The sequence below is a fragment of the Streptomyces luteireticuli genome, from assembly GCF_041519305.1.
Classification (GTDB): Bacteria; Actinomycetota; Actinomycetes; order Streptomycetales; family Streptomycetaceae; genus Streptomyces; species Streptomyces luteireticuli.
Window position 1 is genome coordinate 4,911,488 of the sequence record NZ_CP167927.1, and the last position, 21,334, is coordinate 4,932,821.

At 72.3% G+C, this 21,334-nt stretch carries 24 protein-coding genes; 14 read left to right on the forward strand and 10 right to left on the reverse strand.

All coding sequences use genetic code 11. The annotated features are described in order from the left end of the window. Positions 1–91: 91 nt before the first annotated feature. Positions 92–1,288 (reverse strand): MFS transporter, encoded by a 1,197-nt coding sequence (locus AB8735_RS22020; RefSeq protein ID WP_372408878.1) that lies wholly within the window; start codon positions 1,286–1,288, stop codon positions 92–94. 101 nt (positions 1,289–1,389) lie between these two features. Between AB8735_RS22020 and AB8735_RS22025 the strand changes: the two genes are divergently transcribed. Continuing rightward, the gene (locus AB8735_RS22025; RefSeq protein ID WP_344025924.1) at positions 1,390–1,719 is read left to right on the forward strand and encodes a transcriptional regulator; all 330 of its coding nucleotides are present in this window, start codon (positions 1,390–1,392) and stop codon (positions 1,717–1,719) included. Here the strand turns inward: AB8735_RS22025 and AB8735_RS22030 are convergent. Further along, a complete protein-coding gene (locus AB8735_RS22030) occupies positions 1,716–3,773 on the reverse strand; it encodes an AAA family ATPase (protein WP_372408879.1) in 2,058 nt (685 codons plus the stop codon). The two genes, AB8735_RS22025 and AB8735_RS22030, sit on opposite strands and share 4 nt — an antisense overlap. A gap of 279 nt (positions 3,774–4,052) precedes the next feature. On the opposite strand from AB8735_RS22030, the gene AB8735_RS22035 reads away from it, so the two are divergent. After that, positions 4,053–4,211: a hypothetical protein gene (locus AB8735_RS22035; protein ID WP_344025920.1), complete on the forward strand. Its 159-nt coding sequence runs from the start codon at positions 4,053–4,055 to the stop codon at positions 4,209–4,211. Between the two features lies 1 nt (position 4,212). Here the strand turns inward: AB8735_RS22035 and AB8735_RS22040 are convergent, their stop codons facing one another. From AB8735_RS22040 to AB8735_RS22055, 4 genes are all read right to left on the reverse strand, one after another. Further along, positions 4,213–5,862, reverse strand: coding sequence for a DNA repair helicase XPB (locus AB8735_RS22040; RefSeq protein ID WP_344025918.1), 1,650 nt, complete (start codon positions 5,860–5,862; stop codon positions 4,213–4,215). Positions 5,863–5,939: 77 nt separating this feature from the next. Further along, the gene (locus AB8735_RS22045; RefSeq protein WP_372408880.1) at positions 5,940–6,083 is read right to left on the reverse strand and encodes a hypothetical protein; all 144 of its coding nucleotides are present in this window, start codon (positions 6,081–6,083) and stop codon (positions 5,940–5,942) included. Positions 6,084–6,237: 154 nt separating this feature from the next. After that, positions 6,238–6,708, reverse strand: coding sequence for an NUDIX domain-containing protein (locus AB8735_RS22050; RefSeq protein ID WP_344025916.1), 471 nt, complete (start codon positions 6,706–6,708; stop codon positions 6,238–6,240). Beyond that, positions 6,695–7,453, reverse strand: a complete 759-nt coding sequence (locus AB8735_RS22055) for a helix-turn-helix domain-containing protein (RefSeq protein ID WP_372408881.1) — start codon at positions 7,451–7,453, stop codon at positions 6,695–6,697. Before AB8735_RS22055 ends, AB8735_RS22050 begins: the two co-directional genes overlap by 14 nt. A 643-nt stretch (positions 7,454–8,096) precedes the next feature. Between AB8735_RS22055 and AB8735_RS22060 the strand changes: the two genes are divergently transcribed. From AB8735_RS22060 to AB8735_RS22070, 3 genes are all read left to right on the forward strand, one after another. Continuing rightward, a complete protein-coding gene (locus AB8735_RS22060; RefSeq protein WP_344025912.1) occupies positions 8,097–8,228 on the forward strand; it encodes a hypothetical protein in 132 nt (43 codons plus the stop codon). A gap of 3 nt (positions 8,229–8,231) precedes the next feature. Then, the gene (locus AB8735_RS22065) at positions 8,232–8,420 is read left to right on the forward strand and encodes a hypothetical protein (protein ID WP_344025910.1); all 189 of its coding nucleotides are present in this window, start codon (positions 8,232–8,234) and stop codon (positions 8,418–8,420) included. Between the two features lie 254 nt (positions 8,421–8,674). Beyond that, a complete protein-coding gene (locus AB8735_RS22070; protein ID WP_372408882.1) occupies positions 8,675–9,211 on the forward strand; it encodes a hypothetical protein in 537 nt (178 codons plus the stop codon). Position 9,212: 1 nt separating this feature from the next. Here the strand turns inward: AB8735_RS22070 and AB8735_RS22075 are convergent, their stop codons facing one another. After that, positions 9,213–11,669, reverse strand: coding sequence for a helicase-associated domain-containing protein (locus AB8735_RS22075; RefSeq protein ID WP_372408883.1), 2,457 nt, complete (start codon positions 11,667–11,669; stop codon positions 9,213–9,215). 182 nt (positions 11,670–11,851) lie between these two features. Here AB8735_RS22075 and AB8735_RS22080 point away from each other — a divergent pair, with 182 nt between their 5' ends. After that, positions 11,852–12,823 (forward strand): hypothetical protein, encoded by a 972-nt coding sequence (locus AB8735_RS22080; RefSeq protein ID WP_372408884.1) that lies wholly within the window; start codon positions 11,852–11,854, stop codon positions 12,821–12,823. A 37-nt stretch (positions 12,824–12,860) separates the two neighbouring features. On the opposite strand, the gene AB8735_RS22085 is transcribed toward AB8735_RS22080, so the two are convergent. Further along, a complete protein-coding gene (locus tag AB8735_RS22085; protein WP_372408885.1) occupies positions 12,861–14,105 on the reverse strand; it encodes an MFS transporter in 1,245 nt (414 codons plus the stop codon). 191 nt (positions 14,106–14,296) lie between these two features. On the opposite strand from AB8735_RS22085, the gene AB8735_RS22090 reads away from it, so the two are divergent. Beyond that, a complete protein-coding gene (locus tag AB8735_RS22090; protein ID WP_372408886.1) occupies positions 14,297–15,592 on the forward strand; it encodes a DUF2993 domain-containing protein in 1,296 nt (431 codons plus the stop codon). A 6-nt stretch (positions 15,593–15,598) separates the two neighbouring features. Here AB8735_RS22090 and AB8735_RS22095 read toward each other — a convergent pair whose 3' ends face one another. Next, positions 15,599–16,018, reverse strand: a complete 420-nt coding sequence (locus AB8735_RS22095; protein WP_372408887.1) for a hypothetical protein — start codon at positions 16,016–16,018, stop codon at positions 15,599–15,601. Next, positions 16,015–16,305, reverse strand: a complete 291-nt coding sequence (locus tag AB8735_RS22100; protein ID WP_372408888.1) for a hypothetical protein — start codon at positions 16,303–16,305, stop codon at positions 16,015–16,017. Before AB8735_RS22100 ends, AB8735_RS22095 begins: the two co-directional genes overlap by 4 nt. A gap of 412 nt (positions 16,306–16,717) precedes the next feature. On the opposite strand from AB8735_RS22100, the gene AB8735_RS22105 reads away from it, so the two are divergent. From AB8735_RS22105 to AB8735_RS22135, 7 genes are all read left to right on the forward strand, one after another. Next, the gene (locus tag AB8735_RS22105; RefSeq protein WP_372408889.1) at positions 16,718–16,933 is read left to right on the forward strand and encodes a hypothetical protein; all 216 of its coding nucleotides are present in this window, start codon (positions 16,718–16,720) and stop codon (positions 16,931–16,933) included. Beyond that, the gene (locus AB8735_RS22110; protein ID WP_372408890.1) at positions 16,920–17,429 is read left to right on the forward strand and encodes a DUF6879 family protein; all 510 of its coding nucleotides are present in this window, start codon (positions 16,920–16,922) and stop codon (positions 17,427–17,429) included. The genes AB8735_RS22105 and AB8735_RS22110 overlap by 14 nt, the downstream gene beginning before the upstream one ends. A 23-nt stretch (positions 17,430–17,452) precedes the next feature. Next, on the forward strand, positions 17,453–18,259 hold the full coding sequence (locus tag AB8735_RS22115) for a helix-turn-helix domain-containing protein (protein ID WP_372411890.1): 807 nt from the start codon (positions 17,453–17,455) through the stop codon (positions 18,257–18,259). Positions 18,260–18,291: 32 nt separating this feature from the next. Continuing rightward, a complete protein-coding gene (locus AB8735_RS22120; RefSeq protein WP_372408891.1) occupies positions 18,292–18,564 on the forward strand; it encodes a hypothetical protein in 273 nt (90 codons plus the stop codon). 58 nt (positions 18,565–18,622) lie between these two features. Next, entirely contained in the window at positions 18,623–18,847 is a 225-nt protein-coding gene (locus AB8735_RS22125; protein ID WP_372408892.1) for a DUF397 domain-containing protein, read from the forward strand. A gap of 746 nt (positions 18,848–19,593) precedes the next feature. After that, on the forward strand, positions 19,594–20,079 hold the full coding sequence (locus tag AB8735_RS22130) for a hypothetical protein (protein WP_372408893.1): 486 nt from the start codon (positions 19,594–19,596) through the stop codon (positions 20,077–20,079). Positions 20,080–20,193: 114 nt separating this feature from the next. Further along, the gene (locus AB8735_RS22135) at positions 20,194–21,330 is read left to right on the forward strand and encodes a glutamate--cysteine ligase (protein ID WP_372408894.1); all 1,137 of its coding nucleotides are present in this window, start codon (positions 20,194–20,196) and stop codon (positions 21,328–21,330) included. Positions 21,331–21,334 lie beyond the last annotated feature (4 nt).

Consider the following 21,334-nt stretch of genomic DNA (forward strand, 5'->3'; position numbering starts at 1 on the left):
CCCTTCGGGCGAAGTCCTCAAACGCCGGACGGGCTGAATGATCAGCCCGTCCGGCGTTTGAGGTGAAAGGGCGGGACCGGGGCACACCCCCCTACGCGCGCACCCGCACCCGCGCACCCGCCTCGCCCGCGGCAACCACGCGCTCCGCGCGCACCCGTGCCGTCGTCGTGAACGACAACCCCCACGCCACCGCCGCCAACCCCGCCGACACCAGCGGGAACCAGCGCTCCCCGAGTGCCGCCATCGCCCCGCTGCCCACGGCCCCCGCCGAAGCGATGCCCAGGTACAGCGCACTGCTGTTGAGCGAGATCAGCAGCGGTGCGTTCGCCGGAGCGATGGAGGCCATCCGGTGCGGGAGCGCGACGCCCACGGCCCAGCCCGCCAGGGGGGCGGTCACGGCGTACACCAGCGCGCCCGGCAGGCTCCGCGACAGCCACGGCAGTGCGGCGAACGCCAGTCCGGCGGCCACGCTGCCCGCGAGCAGTACCGTCCGCACGCCGAGCCGGTCCACCAGGCGTCCGCCCAGCCAACTGCCCGCGACCGACGCGATACCGGTGGCCAGCAGGATCAGGCTGAGGCGCCCCTGGTCGCCGTCCGTCGCGGGGCGGACGGCCGTGGCCAGGTAGATGTAGACGGAGTTGAAGGCCAGGAAGAAGGTCAGGGTCGTGGCCGCGCCGGCCAGCACGCGGCGGTCGCGCAGCGGTGCCAGCCGCTCGCGGAGCCCGGGCGCCCCGGCCGTGGGGGCGGGCAGGCCGCGCATCAGCAGGGCGAGGCCCGCGAACGCGAGGACGCCGAGCGCCGCGACCAGCCACATCGTCAGGCGCCAGTCCTCGCTCCCGAGGTAGGCGCCGACCGGTACGCCGAGCGCCGTGGCCACGGTCATGCCGCCGAGCACGGTGGCGAGCGCCCGGCCGCGCCGCTCCGGCGGGGCGAGGGCGGTGGCGACGGCCGAGGCCGTGGGCGTGTACGCCGCGGCGCCGGCCGCGGCGAGCACCCGCGTGGCGAGGAGGGTGCCGTAGTCGGGGGCGAGCGCGCTGAGCGCGTTCGCGACGGTGAAGACCCCCATCGCGGTGAGCAGCAGCCGGCGGCGGTCCCAGCGGGCGGTCAACGTGGCCAGGACCGGCGCCAGCAGCGCGTAGGACAGGGCGAAGACGGAGACCAGCTGGCCGGCCGCGGAAACGGAGACGCCGAGGTCGCCGGCGATGCCGTCGAGGATCCCGGCCATGACCATCGAGTCGGTGCCCACGGCGAAGGTGCCGAGGGCGAGCAGGAGCAGGCGCAGACGCACGGGTGTCCCTTCCAGGACGCAAGGAGGCAGGTAAGGTTGGACGCACGTCAAACAATAGAGATTGTTGGGCGATCGTCAAACAGTTCGGGAAGGAAGGGTCCGTGGGCGACGGGGACGAGCTGCTGCCACAGCCGGACATTCAGGACATCCGCCTGGAGAAGGTGCTCCAGGCCCTGGGTGACCCGGTCCGGCTGCAGCTGATGGCCATCTACGCCCGCGAGGGCGAGCAGTGCGACTGCGACCCGCGCCGCTTCGGCCTGCAGCACCTGCACAAGTCGACGGTGTCGCACCATATGAAGGTGCTCCGCGAGGCGGGCGTCACCTCGACCAAGGTGGTCGGGCGCAACCGCCATGTGCGGTTGCGCAAGGAGGAGTTGGACGAGCGCTTCCCCGGGCTGGTGGACACCCTGCTGGCGGCGATGGACGACTAGTCGGTCAACTCCCGCGGCAGCGGCTCCGCGTGGAGGATCGTCAGTCCGGACACCGCTCGGGTGAGCGCCACGTACAGCCGCCGCAGCCCGGTCCGTCCGTCCGGCTCGCCCGCGACGATCGCGGCGGGCTCGTCGAGCACCACGTAGTCGTACTCCAGGCCCTTGGCCAGCGACGCCGGCACCAGCGTCAGCCGCGCCCCGGCCGAGGTTTCTCCCCCAGCTACCGCTGGGGGTGCCCCCACGCCCGGGGCGAGGTGTGCCAGCCCCGCCTCCGCCAGGGCCGCCGCGAGGGCGGGGATTCGGGCGTCCGCCGCGATCAGGCCGGTCGAGCCCTCGCGCTCCAGCGCGTCCCGGCACGCCGCGACCACGGCCGCGGTCAACTCCGGCCCTGCCACCGGCCGTACGGCGAAGTCGCCCGCCGACTCGCGCACCGACGTGGCCTCCGCCAGCCCCGGCGCGATCGACGGCAGCAGCCGCGAGGCGTACGCGATCACCTCGCGCGGGACGCGGAAGCCCTGCGTCAGCTCCTCGACGGCCGCGTCCGGCTTGCCCAGATGCGCGAGCGCCTCCCGCCAGCCCGGCGTCGCCCACGGCGTCGTGCCCTGGGCGATGTCGCCCAGCACCGTCGCCGAGCCCGTCGTGCAGCGCCGGCCCACCGCCCGGTACTGCATGGGGGACAGGTCCTGCGCCTCGTCCAGCACCACGTGCCCCAGCGACGGGGTCCGCGCGACCAGGTCCATCGCCTCGTCCACCAGCACCGCGTCCGCCGCCGACCACTTCGCCGACTTCGGGCCGCGCGCCGGCTTCGCCCACCGGATCGTCTCCTGCTCCCGGTCCGACAGCACACCCTCCGCGTGCTCCGCCAGGAACTCCGCGTCCGACAGCAGCCGCAGCACCAGCTTCACCGGGTCGACCGCCGGCCACACCGCCCGGACCGCCGCCTTCACGGCGGGCGTCCGCGCCACCGCGTCCTGCACCCGGTCGTCCGGCGCCTCGCCCGCCTCCTCCATCCGTACGAGCACGGTGTGCGCGATCCGCTGCGGCAGGGCCTCGCGGGCGGCGCCGTAACGGATGTCGCGGGCCAGCAACTCGCGGACGATCTCCTCCAGTTCGTACGCCGGGATCCGCCAGCGCCGCGAGCCGCGCACCACGACCACCGGCTCCACCGGCATCGTCACCCCCGAGCGCACCGCGCGCCGCAGCACCTCGGCCATGCGGGCGTCGCCCTTGATCCGGGCCGCCTCCGCGGAGTCCGTGCCGCGCACCTCCACATGCGCGACCAGGTCGTCCACGGTCGCCTGCGCCACGTTCAACTCGCCCAGCGCGGGCAGGACCTGCTCGATGTAGCGCAGGAAGGACGCGTTCGGGCCGATCACCAGGGTGCCCGTGCGGGCCAGCCGCTCGCGGTGCGCGTAGAGGAGGTAGGCGACGCGGTGCAGGCCGACGGCGGTCTTGCCGGTGCCGGGCGCCCCCTGGACGCAGACCGTGCCGCCGATCCCGGCGCGGACGATCTCGTCCTGCTCCGGCTGGATCGTCGCCACGATGTCGCGCATGGGGCCCACGCGGGGCCGCTCGATCTCGGCCTGGAGCAGGGCGCTCGCCCGCTCGCCGGACGCCGGGTCGGTGAGGTCCTCGTCCTCGTAGGCGGTCAACTCCCCGCCGGTGTAACCGAAACGGCGACGCCGCCGGACGCCCATCGGCTCCTTCGCCGAGGCCCGGTAGAACGGCTGCGAGACGGGTGCGCGCCAGTCGATGACCATCGGGTCCCCGTCGGCGTCGTGCACGTGCCGCCGCCCGATGTAGAACCTGGTCCCCGCCTCGTGGGCGGCGTAGTCCAGCCGCCCGAAGAAGAGCGGGGTGTCCGCGAGGTCCGCGAGGGCGGTGATCCGCTCCTCGATCTGCCGCCCCAGGACCTGGGCGTTGACCCAGTTGGCGGCGACGTCCTTGATGTCGAGCGCCTCGACGTCGGCGCGCATCGCGCGCAGCGCGGCGCGGGAGGAGGCGAGATGGGAGCGTTCGAGAGCGAGCGGGTCGTGCGGGTCGTGCGCGGACACGGCGGTGCCTCCCGGCGGTGGTCACGAGCGGTGGGCGGCCGCCGGTTTCCGACCGGACGGCGGCGCTCCCATGACGCGCGGCGGGAGGCGGAAGCCCGCGAGTCTAGCCGCGCCGCCCTGCTGGGCGCGAATGATTTTCCGCGCGCCCCGGGGCGGCTCTCGGGGTCGCGGTCCGTCTCCCGTAGGGGGAGTGATGATCCTTGAGTCGTACGCGGTCGCCCGCCGTTTTACACCGCCAGATCGATGTGTCCCTGACCTGCCGGAACGCATCATGGATCCATGACCACCGCAGCCATCACCCCAGACGCCCAGGGCGCCGAGCACGGCGCCGAGACCGCTCTCTCCCACGCGTTCCGCGCGCTCAAGGTGTTCGCCGGTACGGCGGTGAGCGTGGTGCTGCTGGGCGACTATGCGCAGGAGGGCCTGGTCAAGCGCTGACCTAGTCGTCCTCCCCCGCCAGCACGGCGTCCGCGTCCATGATCCGGTACGCGTACCCCTGCTCCGCCAGGAAGCGCTGGCGGTGCGCCGCGAAGTCCTGGTCGACCGTGTCCCGGGCCACCACCGAGTAGAAGCGCGCCTCGTGCCCGTCCGCCTTGGGGCGCAGCACGCGGCCCAGCCGCTGGGCCTCCTCCTGGCGGGAGCCGAACGTGCCGGAGACCTGGATCGCGACCGTTGCCTCGGGAAGGTCGATCGAGAAGTTGGCGACCTTCGAGACGACGAGGACCGAGATCTCGCCCTCCCGGAACGCGTCGAAGAGCTTCTCGCGCTGGGCGTTGCTCGTCTCGCCCTTGATCACGGGGGCGTTCAGATGCTCGCCCAGCTCGTCGAGCTGGTCGATGTACTGCCCGATGACCAGCGTCTGTTCACCCCGGTGCCGTCGCACCAGCGCCTCGGTCACCTTCCGCTTGGTGTCCGTCGTCGCACAGAAGCGGTACTTCTCCTCGGTCTCGGCCGTCGCGTACGCGAGCCGCTCCGAGTCCGTCAGATTGACGCGGACCTCGACGCAGTCGGCGGGCGCGATATAGCCCTGCGCCTCGATCTCCTTCCAGGGCGCGTCGAACCGCTTCGGCCCGATGAGGGAGAAGACGTCCGACTCCCGTCCGTCCTCCCGGACGAGGGTCGCCGTCAGCCCGAGCCGCCGCCGCGCCTGCAGGTCCGCCGTGAACTTGAAGACCGGCGCGGGCAGCAGGTGCACCTCGTCGTAGACGACGAGCCCCCAGTCTCGGGAGTCGAAGAGCTCCAGGTGGGGATAGATCCCCTTCCGCTTCGTCGTCAGCACCTGGTACGTGGCGATGGTGACCGGCCGGATCTCCTTGCGCGTGCCGCTGTACTCGCCGATCTCGTCCTCGGTCAGCGAGGTCCGCTTCACCAGCTCGTGCTTCCACTGCCGCGCGGAGACGGTGTTGGTGACCAGGATCAGCGTCGTCGCCTTCGCCTCGGCCATCGCCCCGGCCCCCACCAGCGTCTTGCCCGCACCGCACGGCAGCACGACCACACCCGACCCGCCGTGCCAGAACCCGTCGACGGCCTGCCGCTGGTACGGCCGCAGCGCCCAGCCGTCCTCGCGCAGCTCGATGGGGTGCGCCTCGCCGTCCACATACCCGGCGAGATCCTCGGCCGGCCAGCCGAGCTTCAGCAGCGCCTGCTTGATCTGCCCGCGCTCGGACGGGTGGACGGCCACGGTGTCCTCGTCGATCCGCGCCCCCACCAGCGGCTGGATCTTCTTCGACCGCAGGATCTCCTCCAGCACCGGCCGGTCGCTGCTCTCCAGCACCAGTCCGTGCGTGGGGTGCTTCATCAGCCGCAGCCGCCCGTAGCGGGCCATGGTCTCGGCGATGTCGACGAGCAGCGCGTGCGGCACGGGGTACCGCGAGTACGTCACCAGCGCGTCCACGACCTGCTCGGCGTCGTGCCCCGCCGCCCGCGCGTTCCACAGCCCCAGCGGTGTCACCCGGTACGTGTGGATGTGCTCGGGCGCCCGCTCCAGCTCGGCGAAGGCCGCGATGGCCCGCCGGCAGGCGTCGGCCTGCTCGTGGTCGACCTCCAGGAGGAGGGTCTTGTCGCTCTGGACGATGAGGGGTCCGGTCACGCCTGTGCCCTTTCGGTAAGGCCAAATTTCGATTATGCCGCATGTCCTCCGGAGGGGGCGGGGACGGAGGCAGGGGGTTACTCGGTGGGCATGCGTCGGCGGAGATCCTCCTGGAGCGCGTCCGCTCGGCGTTCCATCTCCTGGTCTCCGGTCTCGTGGAAGGCAGCGATCGCCTCGGGAAGCAGGTCCAGGGCCCCTTTCAGCCGGCCGGTCGTCTCCATGATCAGGATGAAGTTGCCCGGTTTCTATGGAAGGCAGGTGATCGCCCCGGGGATCCAGGGGTGATCAGAAGTCGTCTCGTTGCTGGGCATATCGCTTGGAGTAACTGCGGCGGCCTGTCTTGAGGCATGCCTTCACCGAGTGCCGGTGGCGACGCTATCCCAGGTAGGGCGAGGGGCGATGCTCCAGGAAGTGCTGGAGGCGCAGCCGTTGAGTGTGGTGCATGGGAAGGGAGTCGAGCTCCCCCGGGGGCACGAAGCGGAGTTCGGTGCTCTCGTCCGAGATCGTCAGCATCCCGCCGGTGACGTGGGCCGTGAAGCATACATTGAACTGTCGGCGCACTTCCCCGTCGCTGTACGCGATGATGTGCCGGGGGTCGGTGTAGGTGCCGACGAGCCCGGTGATCTCGACCTTCAGCCCGGTCTCCTCCTCAACCTCCCGCACGGCCGCGCCGGGTAGTGAGTCCTCCATGTCCATGGCGCCGCCTGGCAGCGCCCATAGATCGTTGTCCCGGCGCCGCTGGAGCAGGATGCGGCCCTTGCTGTCGGTGACGACCGCAGAGGCAGCCACGACCATGCTGTTGGGCTCGGGTGCGTTCGGGTCGTCGTAGTACTCAGTCCGTGCCATGCGTTGACCCTCCCACTGGCCGGGCGGTCTCCCACACGGCATCGAAGCTTCCCGCGTAGGCGTCGAACATGCCTCCGTGGCTGTTGCGTCGTAGGTGCCATACGGGTGCTCCATAGGCGTTGACGCCCCAGATGTGGGCGTTGACCAATACCTGATCGTCAGCGCGATACAGGCTGTTGTAGAGCGTGGTGCCATGAGTTCGGAGCTCGATCCCCGGTACACCGAGGAGCGGCCGGTAGTGTGTGAGCGCGTTGTGGCAGCGGGACTCGATACCGTGGCCGAACTTTTCCTCCCGACCTCGCTGGTGGATGTTGGCGCTGTCAGCGTCTCCCACGGCGATCCGGATCATGCATCCTTCGGCGGCGCGCTCGATCAACAGGTCGTTCAGGCGGGGGTACGCCTCGTGCAGGAAGACGGCCGCGTACACCAGTACGTCGATCCGTTGACGCGCCTGTGCGAGAACTTCCACGAAGACGGACACCGGCAGGTCGGCCCGTTGGACGTACAGTGCCACGAGTTCGGGGCTCACCGTCCGCGCGCGGCGTGCCTGCCGGAGCGCGGGCCACAAAGCGTGAACGTCTTCACCCAGTGCCTCAGCAGCTTTGAGTGCCGTTGTCCTACGGGGTGTTCGGCCAAGATTGACCCACCGTTCCACGGACTTGGGATCAACTCCTGCTGCGTCGGCCAGCTCGGCGTACGTCCACCCGGTTGACGCCAAGACGGCCCGTAAGCGCTCGTTCGGCATGATTGCGGCCCTTCACTGCCTCGGACGTTCCAGGGACGTTCTACCGGCCATGGGACGTCCCGAAGTGGGGAACGTACGAAGTTCCCCCGTCCCTATGGCCGGCGGGACGATCAGCGCATGACCGAACAACGGGACGCACCCCCGGTAGGGGTGCTCGCTGTGGACAGCCGCTCCGGCAGGTCCGGCGTCGTCATGGGACGCGAAGATCCGAACTTCCAGCTCCGCCCCCCTTGGGGCGGGCGTGAGCGGGAGGTGCCGCCGTGGGCACTACGCCGATCAGCGCCGGAGGGGGTGGAGGAGATGCGGAAGGCAGGTGGTCCGGTACAACACCGTTTTCGCCTCAGCTGGTTGGGGCCTGCTGTAGTGCGCGAGGAGGCGCCGGTGCCGGAGAGCGGGGGAATCGGGTGGCGAACCTCGTAGTGCCCTTGCTGCACACCAGTGGTCCACCCGCCATGCCCGCGCCGATCACGGGTTGCGTCCCGTGCCGTCGGCTCAGGGCAGTGTGGCAGACCGCCATGGAACGCGGTGGGCGTCATGACGCCGCGAAGTTCGCGGACGCGTACATGGGGCACTACGTCGAGCGACACATCGGGTGAGGCGCAGGAAGAAGTCGGTACGGCGTTGACCTGGAAGGAGCGCGCGGATGGGCAAGAAGGACGACGACTGGGACCCGGACGAGAATCGGGATCAGGTGACCGACCCCGATACGCAGGTTTCCCAGAACGGTAACGTCTACAGCAGCCTGGCCGACGACGAGGAGCGCGAAGGGAAGTAGCGCATGATCCACGGCGAGCACCTGGTGAAGGACCTGCGGCGCGACCATGGATTCATCCACATCGGGCGCACCGAGGACGGCAACGCCGTGATCATGCGCAAGGGCGACCGGTGGACTGTCGTTCCGCTTCGGTGGCTCACCAGTGATGCCGTGGACACCATCAAGGCTCAGGCAGGGATCGGCCTCGCCTGAGCCATCCCGGCTCTGGCCGGTGTCAGGGCGGATGCCGCTCCGGTGGAGACGGTTTCCGGGGGCGGGCGTGCAGTGGTGGTCGAGAGCCCGATGGCGGTCGATCCGGGAGTTCCGGTGCGTCATGGGTGTTGAGGGCGCGGGCGCCGGTGCGCCGGGCGTACGGACCAGCGCGTGCTTCGCTTGGCCGGGGGAGCGCGGTCCATCGTGGGTAGCCAGGGACCGGAAGCGGATCGCGGAGTTCCTGGAGGGTGGGCATGGGCGGCAGGCGGGGTGTGGCGGTGGTGCTGGGGTCGATGGTCCTGGTGGGGTCGGCGGCGGTGTGGGCGCCGGCGGGGCAGGCGGGTGGGCGCGAGGGTGTGACCTGTACGGGGAGCGACAGCACGGCGTACGAACCGGGGCTGTCCCTCGTCCCGCGGGAGACCCGGATCGACGTCCGTGCGCGATATGCGTGCACCGTCGGCCCCGGGCGGACGGTGCACGCGGTGGCGGAGCTCCACGGGGTCTCGCCCGGCGCCTCCTGCCTCACGGTGAACAGCCCCCGCGGCCATGAGGTGGTGCACTACGCGGACGGGTGGCGCTCGGTCCTCGTCTACGACGCCGGGACCGCCCTCCGCGTCGCCGGGGTCAATGCCGTCGAGCTGACCGGGCGGGTCGTCGAGGGACGCGGTGCGGGGCAGCTGGCGCGGCGGACCGTGGTGCTGCTGCCGGAGCAGTCGCCGACGGACTGCCTGACGCCCGACGGCGTCCGGCACGTCGGGGGCGGGACCCAGCTGGAGATCGGACCCGCCTGAACTACGCGCGGTCGTCCGCCAGCTCCGCCACCCCCGTGATGCGGTGCAGCGGGAAGGTGCGGACCTCGTCCGCCGTGTGGTCGTAGGCCGTGACGAAGCCGCCCTCCACCCGCACCGGGGCGATCACGCGCTGGCTCGCGGCGCCCTCGGCGTTGACGAAGCCGATCCAGACGGCCGAGCCGGTGAGGACCGCCGCCTGCATGGTGGCGAGGGTCTCGGCGGAGGTGGTGCGGGGCAGGCCGCCGTCGGCGGGGGCCGAGGAGGCGCGCGGGCGGCGTTCGGCCGTCGCCGCGAGGTCGCCCGCGCGGATCGCGCGGACGGCCGCGCCGAGCAGCGTCGCGTCGGGCGCGGGCGGGCCCTCCGGGACCGGCGCGGGCGCGGTGCGCTGCGGCGTGCGGCGGACGTCGGCGCGGGCGACGACCACGTCGCCCGCCGCGGACTCCGCCGCCGGCGCGTAGCCCATCGCCCGCAGCCCCTCCAGCAGTGCGTCCGGCGCGGCCTGGGCGGCGAGCACGGTCGGCGCGAGGCGGCGGAGCCGCAGCGGGGCCGACCGGCGGTCCGCGAGGAGCTCGGCGAGCACGGCCTCGTCGTCGCAGCGCAGGTACGAGGAGGCGGCGCCCACCCGCAGCCGGCCGTGGCGGCGGGCCACGTCCTCGATCAGATACAGCAGCGGCTGGGGGATCGGTGTGCGGGAGTGGGCCGTGAGGAAGGAGGTGAGGTCGGACGCCGTCTGGCCGGCGTCCAGGGCGCGCCGTACGGACTCCGGGGTGAAGCGGTACACCGTCGCCCCGCCCTTGGACTCGACGTCCGCCAGGATCCCCAGCCGCTGGGCGAGCGGCCGGTGCAGCGGGCCGGGTGCGACGGCCGTCAGGTCGGCCTGGGCGAGGACGTGGTCCAGCGGCTCCGGGAGGAGCGGGGCGAGGACGGGCGCCGGATCGCTCCCCTCCAGCAGTGCCCGGCCCGGCGCGGAGAGCGCGCCGCGGCTGGTGACGCCGAGGAGTTCGGCCTCCGCGAGGGTCCAGCGGGCGAGCCGGGCGCGCAGCTCGTCGCCGCCGCGCGGCGGCCGCTCCCAGGCGAGGCGGGCCAGCAGCGCGTCGGCGGGGACGGTGCCCCCTTCCGGCAGCCCGGCCAGCAGGGCGAGGACGCGGCGGCGGACCTCCGGGGCCGGGGCCCGGTCGAGCTCCGGCCCGAGCGCGGAGAGGACGCGCCCGCGCCCGTCCTTCGTCCCGGCCAGGCCCGGTGTGCGGGTGGCGGCGAGCCAGGCCGTGGCCAGGTGGGTCCAGCGCCGCTCGGCGGGCAGGTCGAGCCACTCGTCGTACGCGGGCGTGGGCGCGTACCGCTCGTCCACGTCCCCGTCGGACGCCAACAGCCCTGCCGCGTAGGAGAGTTCGACCCAGAACGCGGCCACCTGCTCCGGCACGTCCAGGGTCGTCGCCGTCCGCTTGAGGTCCCGGACGCCCAGCCCGCCCGCGCGCAGCACCAGCGGCCCGGCCGTCTCCCAGTCCGCCAGCAGCTCCTCGACGGTGGCCAGCGCCGTGAACGCCTGCCCGGCGGCGGTCGCGTCCACCAGCCGCGCCGTGTGCCCGGTGACAGGCGCGAGCTCCGGCGGCACCGGCTCGGGCGCGCGGTGCGCACGCCCGGCGCGCAGATGCAGCGCCGCCTCGCGCGGCAGGACGACGGAGCCCGGCGCGGCCGGCAGCAGCAGGCCCCGGTCGAGCAGCCAGCGCAGGTGCGGGGCGGGATCGGCGGTGACGGTCCCGTACGGCGGCCCCCAGACGAGGCGTTCGAGGACGGCCGTGGCCTCCTCGGGGGCGGCGGACAGCAGCGCCCCCATCCGCGTACGGTCCTCGAACAGCCCGGTCAGGGCGGTGACCGCGGTCACCGGATCGTGTGTCGCGGGCAGCCCGGCCGCGGCGAGGATCTCCTGGAGCCGCCCGGGCGACATCCCGGCGGTCGCCTCCGCCACGGTCGGGCCGAGGCCGGTCGCCGAGGGCCGGGACGGGGTCGGGGCGAGCAGTTCGCGGGCGGTGCGGACGAGGCGGAGGGAGTCCTCGGCGCCCCAGACGAGGGCCTGTTCGCGCAGTGCCGCGAGGGCGCGCGGCAGCTCGTCCGCGATCCGCGGGTCGTCCGGGGTGTCGCCGCTCAGCAGCCCGGCGAGCGTCCCGTACGGGCACGGGTCCGGCGCCACCGCCAGCGCCTCGGCCGTCTGCAGCGCGAACCGGTCCAGCCGGTCCAGGGCCCGGACGACGGAGGCGCGCGTCGCGGCGCGGGTGGCGAGCTGGGTGAGGTCGCCGGGGACCGGGTTCAGCAGGTCGGGGCGGGCCCGCAGGAGACCGGCCAGGGCGTCGTCGGGGCGGGACCGCAGCTCCTCCGCGAGCGTGCGCGGCGCCGCGCTGCCGCCGCCGCTGCTGCCGGTCCGCCGCGTCCCCGGCGTCTCCCGTTCCCGCGAAGTGGTCATTCTGTTAACGGTACCGGTTCGGTGCGGACGGGGCCGTGGCTCCGCCCGCCCGGCGGTTGCGCTCCGCCGTCCCGTCCGTTCTCACGGACACCCCGGGGAGGGAGCGGGTACCGTCGGTCCGGACGGCGGCGCCACGCCGGAACGCCGGAGGGACGAGGGAACCGGGGAGCCTGGGGGACGCGGTGGGGATCGAGAGCGACCAGCTCGTCTACGACTACCTGAGCAAGGTGGGCGACATAGCGCAGCGCGAGTCCCTCACCTCCGGGGACCGGATGCGCCTGGTCTCCCGGCTGCGTACGGAGATCGAGCGGCGCCGGGCCACCGAGGGCGCCGAGACCCCGGCCGCCGTGCGCCGCATCCTCGACGGACTGGGCCCGCCCGAGCGGGCGGTGGCCGACGCGGAGGCCTCGCCGGGGGCCGGCCGGGTGCCCGAGCAGCGGCGCGGCCCGGAGACGGGCGGCGCGGTGCACTTCCCGGACGCGGGGGCGCCGCCGCACCTCGCCACGGAGGAGGAGCTGGGCCGCGGCCCGTCGGCGGACGGGGCGGACGGGGCGGACGGGGCGGACGGGGCGGACGACTGGTGGAGCACCGGGGGCCGCGGCCCCGCCCTCCCCGCGGGCGAGCCGATCCACGGCTTCACGGGCGGGATCGAGATCCCGGACATGCTCAGACCGCCGCGGCCCTTCGACGCGGACGAGCCGCCCGCCGCGGCCACGGCCTCCGCCGCCGAACAGGCGCCCGCGGAGCCCACGGAGGAGGCCCGTCGGCGGCGCCTCCCCCTCGGCCGCCGGGGAGCGGCCCGGGTCCCCGCCGGGACGGTGCCGATGAGCCCGCTCCTCGCCCTCGTCGCGGTCCTGCTCGTCACCGGCGCGGTGATCGGCAACTGGCTCGTGCTGGTGGTCGGTTGGGCCCTCGCCTATGTCACGCGCCGGCTCACCCAGACCGAGTCGAAATGGGCGGTCATGGGGGTGCCGGGCCTGGCCGCCGCGGGCGGCGTGGCCTGGCTCTGGGGCCGGCTCGAACACCGCTGGGGCGATCCGATCCCGCAGGGCGGGCTGTCCACGGCCCTGGCGGACACGCTGCCGGTGGTCGTCCGGGTGGCGGCGGTGGCCTCGGCGGCGTACGTCCTGTGGCGGGCGCGTCGTCCCGGCTAGGCGCCCGGGCTGGGCCGTGCCGGCTGGGCCGTCCCGGCTAGGCCGTCCCGCCAGGGCGGGCCTCCTCCGCGCGCAGGGGCGGGTTCCCCCGGCGTGCGGCGGCCGCGGTGGCTGCGGCGGTCCGGCGGGAAGGGCCGCCCCCGGGCGCGAGCGTCACCACCAGGACCGCGAGGGCGGCGACGCACCCGCCCGCCACCATGACCGCGGACGGGGACGTCCGGTCCAGGACCGCGCCCCCCGCGAGCGCCCCGGCCGAGAACGTCGCCTGGAAGGACGCCGTGAACAGGACCGACGCCGCTTCCGGGGCGTGCGGCACCGCCTTGGCGAACCAGGTCTGCGACGCCACCGGTACGGCGCCGTAGGCGACGCCCCAGACGATCAGCAGGGCCGGGGCGCCCGCCGTCGAGCGGCCCAGTACGGGGAGCAGCAGGGCCGCCGTCGCGATCAGGCCGGCGGCGAGGCCCAGGACGAGCCGTGGGCGGCGGGAGACCCGGGAGCCCGCGAGGAAGTTGCCGAGGATGCCGGCCGCGCCGTAGAGCAGCAGGCACGCGGTGACCGTGACGTCTCCAGCGTGCGTCACCTGCTCCAGGAACGGGGTCACATAGGTGTAGGTGCCGAAGTGGGCGAGCACCACGAGGAAGGTGAGCAGGAGCGCCAGAAGGACCGGGCGGCCGCGCAACGCGCGTCCGAGCACGGCCAGTCGGACGGTCCGGACGGGCGGGAGCGACGGGACGGTCAGCAGCAGCATGACCAGGACGGCCGCCGTCAGGGCTCCCATGGCGGCGAACGCCGTGCGCCAGCCCGCGAGGTCCCCGACGAAGGTCCCGGCCGGGACGCCGAGGACGGATCCCAGCGGAACGGCCGAGAAGATCACGGCAGTTGCCCGCCCCGCCGAGGCCGGCCGCACGAGCCGTTCCGCCAGCCCGGACCCGACCGACCAGAAGCCGCCGATCGTGATGCCGACCAGGACCCGGGAGACGAGGATCAGCCGGAAGTCCGTCGCCACCGCCGCGAGGAAGTCGGCCGCGGTCAGTGTGAGCAGCAGGGCGCCCAGCACCGGCCGCCGGTCGGTCCGGGCGGTGGCCGCGGTGACGAGCGGGGCGGACACGGCGGCCAGGAAGCCGGGCAGGGTCATCATCAGCCCGGCCGTTCCGTCCGAGACGGTGAAGTCGGCCCCGATCGACGTCAGCAGGCCGATCGGCAGGATCTCGGTCGTGACGATGACGAAGAGGCCGAGCGTCACCGAGACCACGGCCGGCCAGCGGGTGGTGGTAGGGGGCATGGGGTTCCGTCCTGCCGGGGGAGGGGGGAGGTGGGTCGGGGCCAGTCCAGCAGGGCGGCGGTGGAGGGTCCGGCAGGTTTGCGACGGCAACCTTGCCCTCCCGTCGGACGGCTTTTGGACATACCCGCGGTAGCCCTTGCGCCCGAGGGGGGAGCCTGTAGTGGGATGTGGCGATGCGAACCCCCATACGCATGCCCTCCCTTCCCCCCAACCCGCTTCCCCCCAACCCGTACGACGAACTCGCGGCCCTCGCCGACCCGGACCCCACGCCACCCCTCACGCGCCCGGACGGCGACGCCGTCACCCAGGAGATCCCCTTACCGCGGCAGGACACGGAAAAGGAATCCGACGAGCTCCCCATACCGCTCAAGTGCGGGGAAAACGACGACGATTCCTGGTCGCCGCCCGACCACCGCCGCACCGGAAGGCGGCGCAGGGGCGGACGATCGCGCCGGCGAAAGCGCCGAAGTCCCTTCTCCGCCGTACCCCGCACCCTCAAACTCCTCCTCGGCCTGCTCTTCTGCGCCGGATTCCTGGTGCTCGCGGACCGTTGCGCGGCGATGTACGCGGAGAAGAAGGCCCAGCAGGAGCTCCAGAAACAGCTCCATCTGGCGGCCGCTCCCCAAGTGGGCATCCACGGCTTCCCGTTCCTCACCCAGGTCCTGGACAAGCGGCTGGAACGCGTGGACGTCACCGTGCCGCACGTGGCCGCCGACCGCGTTTCGCTCGCAAAGGTCCGGGCGAGCGCGAGCGACATCCGGCTGACCGGGGATCTGCCGCGCGACATCCGGGGCGCGGTCATCGGCGACCTCGACGGCGAGGTCGAGCTGTCCTTCGACGACATGAACCGCGAACTCGCCGCGTCCGAGGTCAAGTTCAGCCGCCTGGACGACAGTTCCGTCTCGGCGGACGGCAAGCTGACCGTCGCAGGCCAGGAACTGCGCGTACGGGCGCGGGCCCAGGTGCGGATGGCCGGCAACAGTGAACTCTCCACCGACATCGACGACATGAGCGTCGACGTGCCCGGCATCGCCACCTACCGCCCCGGCAAGGGCAAGGGCCTCACGCTGCACCGCGAGACCGCCGAACGCATCAGCCGGGACGCCGCCCGGATCAAGGCGTTGCTGTCGGTTCCGGCCGTGGTGAAGCGGCTGGGTGTCCCCGAGGACGCCATCGAACTGGCCCTGCAGGACGAGGAGAAGCTGCACGAACTCACCGGCGCGCCCCGGTTCGTCGAACGGCTGACGCACGTCAACCTGGTCGACGTCGTGATCGCCCACCCCTGGCTCCTGCGGCGGATCGGCATCGATCCCGGGCTCGTCGCCGGCCTGATCCATCTGCGCCCGCCGGAGCTCTCCGACCACCTGTCCTTCTCCTTCAAGCTGCCCAAGGAGGCCAAGGGCCTTCAACTGCGCGGAGTGAAGGTCGACAAGAGCGGCATCCGGGCTTCGCTGTCCGGCATGGAGCTGGCTGTGGGGCGGACGTAGCGGCGGTCAGGCGGCGGCGGTGCGGCAGTCCCGGCAGAGGGCGTGGGTGTCCGACCGGATGGCGCGTTCGCAGCCGTCGCAGGACCGGAGGGGGAGGACGGGCGGCGGCGCGGGCCTTTCCACCGGGACCGGCAGCCGGGGCGGGATCCACTCGCGGAGCCGGTAGGCGAGGAGGCGCGCGGGCCTCGGAACGGCTCCGGCGGGCAGTTCCGCGGTGAGGGTACGGGTGATCTGGCCCGGCTGGATGCCGCGATCGAGCCAGGCGCGGACGGCGGGGGCGAGGCTGTCGATGTCCTTGCGGGAGAGGAGGAGCCGGGGATCGCGGCGACGGAGGCCGGCGAGGAGATCGGCGGCGGGGAGGTCGAGGGCGGGCGGCCGGGGCTCCGGTTCGGGCTGTGGCGCGGGCTGCGGCCCGGCCGTCGTCAACGGCTTGGCCGGGGCGGGCTGACGGTGACGACCTGCCCGTTGTCGTTGCGGATGCGCCTGCGCTCCAGGTAACCGGCCTTCTCCAGTTCGCGCAGGGCGCGGGCGATGACGATCTCCCCTTCGGGGAAGCGCCTGGTGAGGTCCTTGATGGCGATGGTGGCCCCGTCGGGCAGCGACTGCACGTGCACGCCGATGCCGATGGCGACGAGGGAGAGATCGGGGTGCTGGGCGAGGTGGTTGCCCACGACGGTGAAGTGGGTGGTGTGCCGGTGTCGGATGTGCACCACGCCGGCGCGCTAGACTGCTCGACAGTCATAGGGAAGCTCCTGACTTCCTCGATGATCAGGCCCTCGCCTGGGGTTCCAGTCCCGGCGGGGGCCGTCGTCATTTTGCGGTTGTTCTGCGGCTGTTGGCGCGACCGTACCGCGCCGCTCGCGGCATGTGCCACCGCGTCACCCGATGGGGTGAGAGGGGAGGGGGAGGGATTGGGAAGGGTTCTTCTTCCGGTCCTTTAAATGGACGGCGGGCGGGGCCGGTTGGCGGTTCACCGGCGCCGGGAGACCCGCGATCCGGGGACGAGCGACGTCGCCCGGCCACGTGACGAAGTGGTCTTTCCTGTTCTGGAAAGCCCACCCCCTTGACCTTGATCCAGCGCGGTCGGGAGCATCGACGCGACGTCACCGATACCGAGGGGGAGCCATGGGCGCACCGCTGCGGAAGCTGTCCGGAGACCCTGACTGCAAGAACGGAACGTGTCCGACGTTGTGGGGAACGGAGACCAGGGAGAGCTACGTCGTCCAGGGGTACGTCGAGACCGACCCGGAGCGTTTGGCGCAACTCGACCTGCCCGAGGGGGAGATGGCAGTCATCGTCCCGGCCGCGGTGCTTGAGGAGTACTTCCGTGCTCGCCAGTGAGGAATTCGGCCGCCTCTTCGAGACCTTCGAGCGGACGGCGTTCCGGCTGGAGACGCTGGAGGAGTACGACATCGAGGAGGAGCGCGAGGAGATCGCGCGGTTCATCGCGGGTGAGGACATGGGGCCTGAGTGGGCGGACAACCCTTGGGTGCGGTCGATGACCGACAAGGGCAAGCACGTGTCCCGCGTCCACGTGCTCCGGTCCCCGCTGACCGACTACCTGCGCTACGAGCTGGCTGCATACCCGGGCAACATCAAGGCCGGAGAAGAGATCGGCATCGTCGATCTGTCGGAGCAGACCGTCACGGGCCTGCCTGATCACGACTTCTGGCTCTTCGACGACCGGGACGTGTACCGGATGCACTACACAGAGGCCGGTGCGTTCGTCGGCGCCGAGCTGCTGCCCGCGGACAGGCTCCCGGAGTACGAGGGCTACCGCGACCAGGCCATAACCGCTGCTGTGCCGTTCGCTTCCTACTGGGAACGGCACCACTGACCACTGACTCCCTGGGAACAGCCCTGCGGGCGCTGCGGGACGCATCCGGACGGACGGGTGACGCGGTGGCCCGTAGGGCTTCCATGTCCGCGGGCAAGCTCTCGAAGATCGAGAACGGGAAGGTCCGGCCGACCGTTCAGGACGTCGACCTGATCCTGACCGCCCTTGGCGTCTCCGGAGACGCCAAGGAGCAGTTCCTTGCCGCTGCTCGGGCAGCAGCCACAGAAGAGACCGCGTGGCGCGTCCTGCGGCGCATGGGCCCATGGAAGCATCAGCGGACCATCCAGGCCATCGAGGCAAGTACGCAGACTCTCAGGCTGTTTCAGGGACAGCTGATCCCCGGGCTGCTCCAGACTCCGGAGTACGCGTCAGCGGTGATCAGCCTGCCCCCGGAACTTCCCGCAGAGTCCCAGGCCAGGACTGTGTCCGCCCGAATCGAGCGGCAGGCGACCCTGTACGACCGTGACCGGTCCTTCCACTTCCTGGTCTGCGAGCACGTGCTCAGGTGGCTGATCAGTGAGCCCGTGATCATGGCGCTACAGCTCGACCGCCTGGTGTCCGTGTCCCGACTGCCCAACGTCTCCTTGGGAGTTGTCCCTGTCGGCCCGCGAATGCCGGACTTCCCCATGACGTGCTTCAGCCTCCACGACGACCGGCTGGTGATCGTGGAGACGTTCCACTCCGAGGTCACCACACGAGACCCGAGGGACGTACAGCTTTACGCCGACACCTTTGAACGGTTCTCCGCTGTCGCCCTGTACGGCGATGACATGAGAGCCCTCGCGGAGAGCATCCGGAACGAGTTCTTGCCTCAACAGGAAACACGCTAGAACCACCCTCACCACGAGGCCACGATGTGCCCATGACCACGGACACCGAAGCAGCCGCACAGCAGGCAGACGCCTTCATGGAAGGGAAGAAGAAGGCCGACGACGTCGCCTTCATGCTCGGGCAGGTGCTCAGGACGATGGGCATCAACGTGGGTGATCCGGACTCCTGGCCTCAGCTGATGGGACGTGCCTCGCTCAGTGGCGAGCCGTCCGTCTTCCTGGGGAGCGTCCCGCTGCCCACCGCCAAGAAGATCGCGAACGCCCTGGTCTGCGCCGAGTCGGTACGACGGACGCAAGAGGCGTAGAGCACCTATGGCGACGAAGGCTGCTCCGGTGTCCTTCCTCCAACCCGGAAGGCACATCATGACCGACCTGTACGGGCTCGACATCGACGGCGCCAGGTTCTCCAAGGCGTGCGGCGGCAACACCCACCCCGACGGCGAAGCGTGCGTGACGCTCGCCCGCATCGGTGCCGATGCCTGGGCCATGGGCGACAGCAAGCGGCCCGGTGCGGAGCCGCTGAGGTTCACCACGGCGGAGTTGGACGCGGCCGGTATCGACCCGGCCCGCTTCAACCTCACGGCCTGACCCACGGCCTTCACGGTCACTCGTCAACCGGCGGCCTTCACCCTCCGGAGGGGTGGGGGCCGCCTTCCTCTGCTCCGGACAGGACGACCAGTTGCACGTTCATGGGTACCTATGGACCGGCGAGAAGACCACGTTCGACAAGGAGAGCATTCGTCGCCCGCCGCCCTCGTCGGCCCCGACAGCCACGAGCCCTGACGAAGTACAGCAGCGGTACCGGGAAGCTGTTGCGGAGTGGAAGAGCACCGACGTCCCGCCGATCGAAACGGCCCTGTGGCTGCTGAAGCCGGCCCGGCTCATCAGGGGCACGTGGGAGGAGCCGAAGGAAGCTGCGGAATGGCTGGGGCAGCAGCTCACCGAGCATGCGTCCCGCTTCGCTTCGGACCACGACCGGGATACGTCGAGGATGGTTACCCTCGCCGCCTCCGCCGCCGAGCGTCTGGCACTCGGCGGGGACGTCTCACTCGGGTTCTACCTCCGAGGAGCCTTGTTCCTGTCGGTGGCACTGGTGAGGTGCTCGCCCAACCGTGCCGAACCAAAGGTGAACTGCCCTCTCGGCCAGAGAGTTTGTGCCGCCCGTCAGTCGGCGGAATACCTTGACGGAATGACGCCCCGGGCGACGGGTGTTCAGGCCATGGGGTCGCCCGCGGGCGCCCCGGACCCGGCCGACCGTGAGGGCCCCGTAGAGCCATCCCCGAGCGCCCACTAGGCTCCCCGTCCGAACACATGGACTCACCGGGGGTACCCACATGCTTCGCACCGCCGTCACCGCGACAGCCGCCGTCGTGATCCTCGCCGTGTCGGCCCCGCTCGGGCAGGCGGCGGAGGCCGGGGTCGACCGGGGCGCCACGGCACGGGAGTTCGCCGTCGCGCGAGGCACCCGGTGGGCCGTCTGCACGGCCAGGGCGGAGGCCCCGCGCTGGTCGCGGAGCGCGGGGAGCGTCGTCTACACGACGCGCGTGACGTGCCGGGGGAACATCAACCGCGTGCGGGTGCACGTCATCGGGCGGCTCGTCCGCTCCGGCGGAGGCGGTGGCACCGTCGCGACCTCCGACGAGTTCAAGGTGATCACCACCACCAACGGCGGGACGGCGACGTACGACACCCCGAGGGGCGGCGCGAAGGCGCGCCGGTCGGGCACGTTCCGGGGGTCCTCGGTCGTACAGATCACCGCGCCGATGCGCGGGACCAGGGGGACGGCGAGCAGTAAGGCGCAGTACGTCCGGGTGCCGTGACCGACGTCCGGCGGTCCGGTTTTCGGGCTACGGAATGTCGACCCCTCCGCTTACGATCCGGTACGCACCGTCGTCGCCGAATCGTTTTCCCGGCCGGAAGGGGGCGTCGTTCTCGTGTCGTTGACGGAATCGGACAAGGGGCGGGGCGCGAGCGGTACCGTGCCGACCTTCGGCGTCGAGGAGGAGTTCTTCCTCGCCGACCACGAGACGCGGGCCACGGTCGCGCGGGCGCCGGACGTCCTCAAGCGCGCCCGGGACCTCCTCGGTGACCGCATAGGCCCCGAGCTCTTCACCACGACGGTCGAGACGCGCACGCACCCCGTCGGCACGCTCGACGAAATGCGCCAGGAACTGCGGAGGTTGCGCGAGGGGCTCGGTGCGGCAGCGGAGGAGGGCGGCTGCCGGCTGGTCGCCTCGGGCACGCCGGTCATCCCCTTCCGCGGGCAGCGCGAGATCGTCGAGGAGCCGCGCTACCGCCAACTGGCCGAGCTGTACGGGCCGTTCGTCCACGACGACCGGAACACCGGAGCCTGCGCGTGCCACGTGCACGTCGCCGTGTCCGGCCGCGAGGAAGCCGTCCGGCTCTGCAACCACTTGCGCCCCTGGCTGCCCGTACTCCAGGCGATCGCCGCCAACTCCCCCTTCCAGGACGGCCGGGACAGCGGCTTCGCGAGCTGGCGGGCGCTCCACTTCGGCCGCTGGCCGCACGTCGGCCCGACGCCGCCGTTCCGGGACGCGGCGGCGTACGACGCGCTCGTGGACACCCTCATCGCGTCCGGCATGCTGCAGGACCGCAAACACGTCTACTGGTACGCCCGCCCCTCGGAACACTGGCCGACCCTGGAGGTCAGGGTCCCCGACGTCAACGCCGACCTGGACGTCGTCCTGCTCCTCGCGTCCCTGACCCGCGCGCTGGTCGGCGTCCTCCTGCCCGAGGTGCGCCGGGACGCCCCGGCCCCCGACGTCGCCGATCCCCTGCTGCGCGCCGCGCACTGGCGGGCGGCCCGGGACGGCCTGCGCGGCTCTGGCCTCGACCCCCTCACGGGCCGCCTCCACCCCGCCCCCGAACTGGCCGAACGCCTCATCGCCCGCGCGATGCCGGCCCTGGAGGAGACGGGCGAGGCGCCGTTCGTCCGGAGTGCGTGGGGCCGGCTCCGCACGGGCGGCGGCGGTGCGGAGCGGCAGCGGGAGGCGTACGCGCGCCGGGGCGATCTGCGGGACGTCGTCGACCTGTTGAGCGTCCGGACGTGAGATT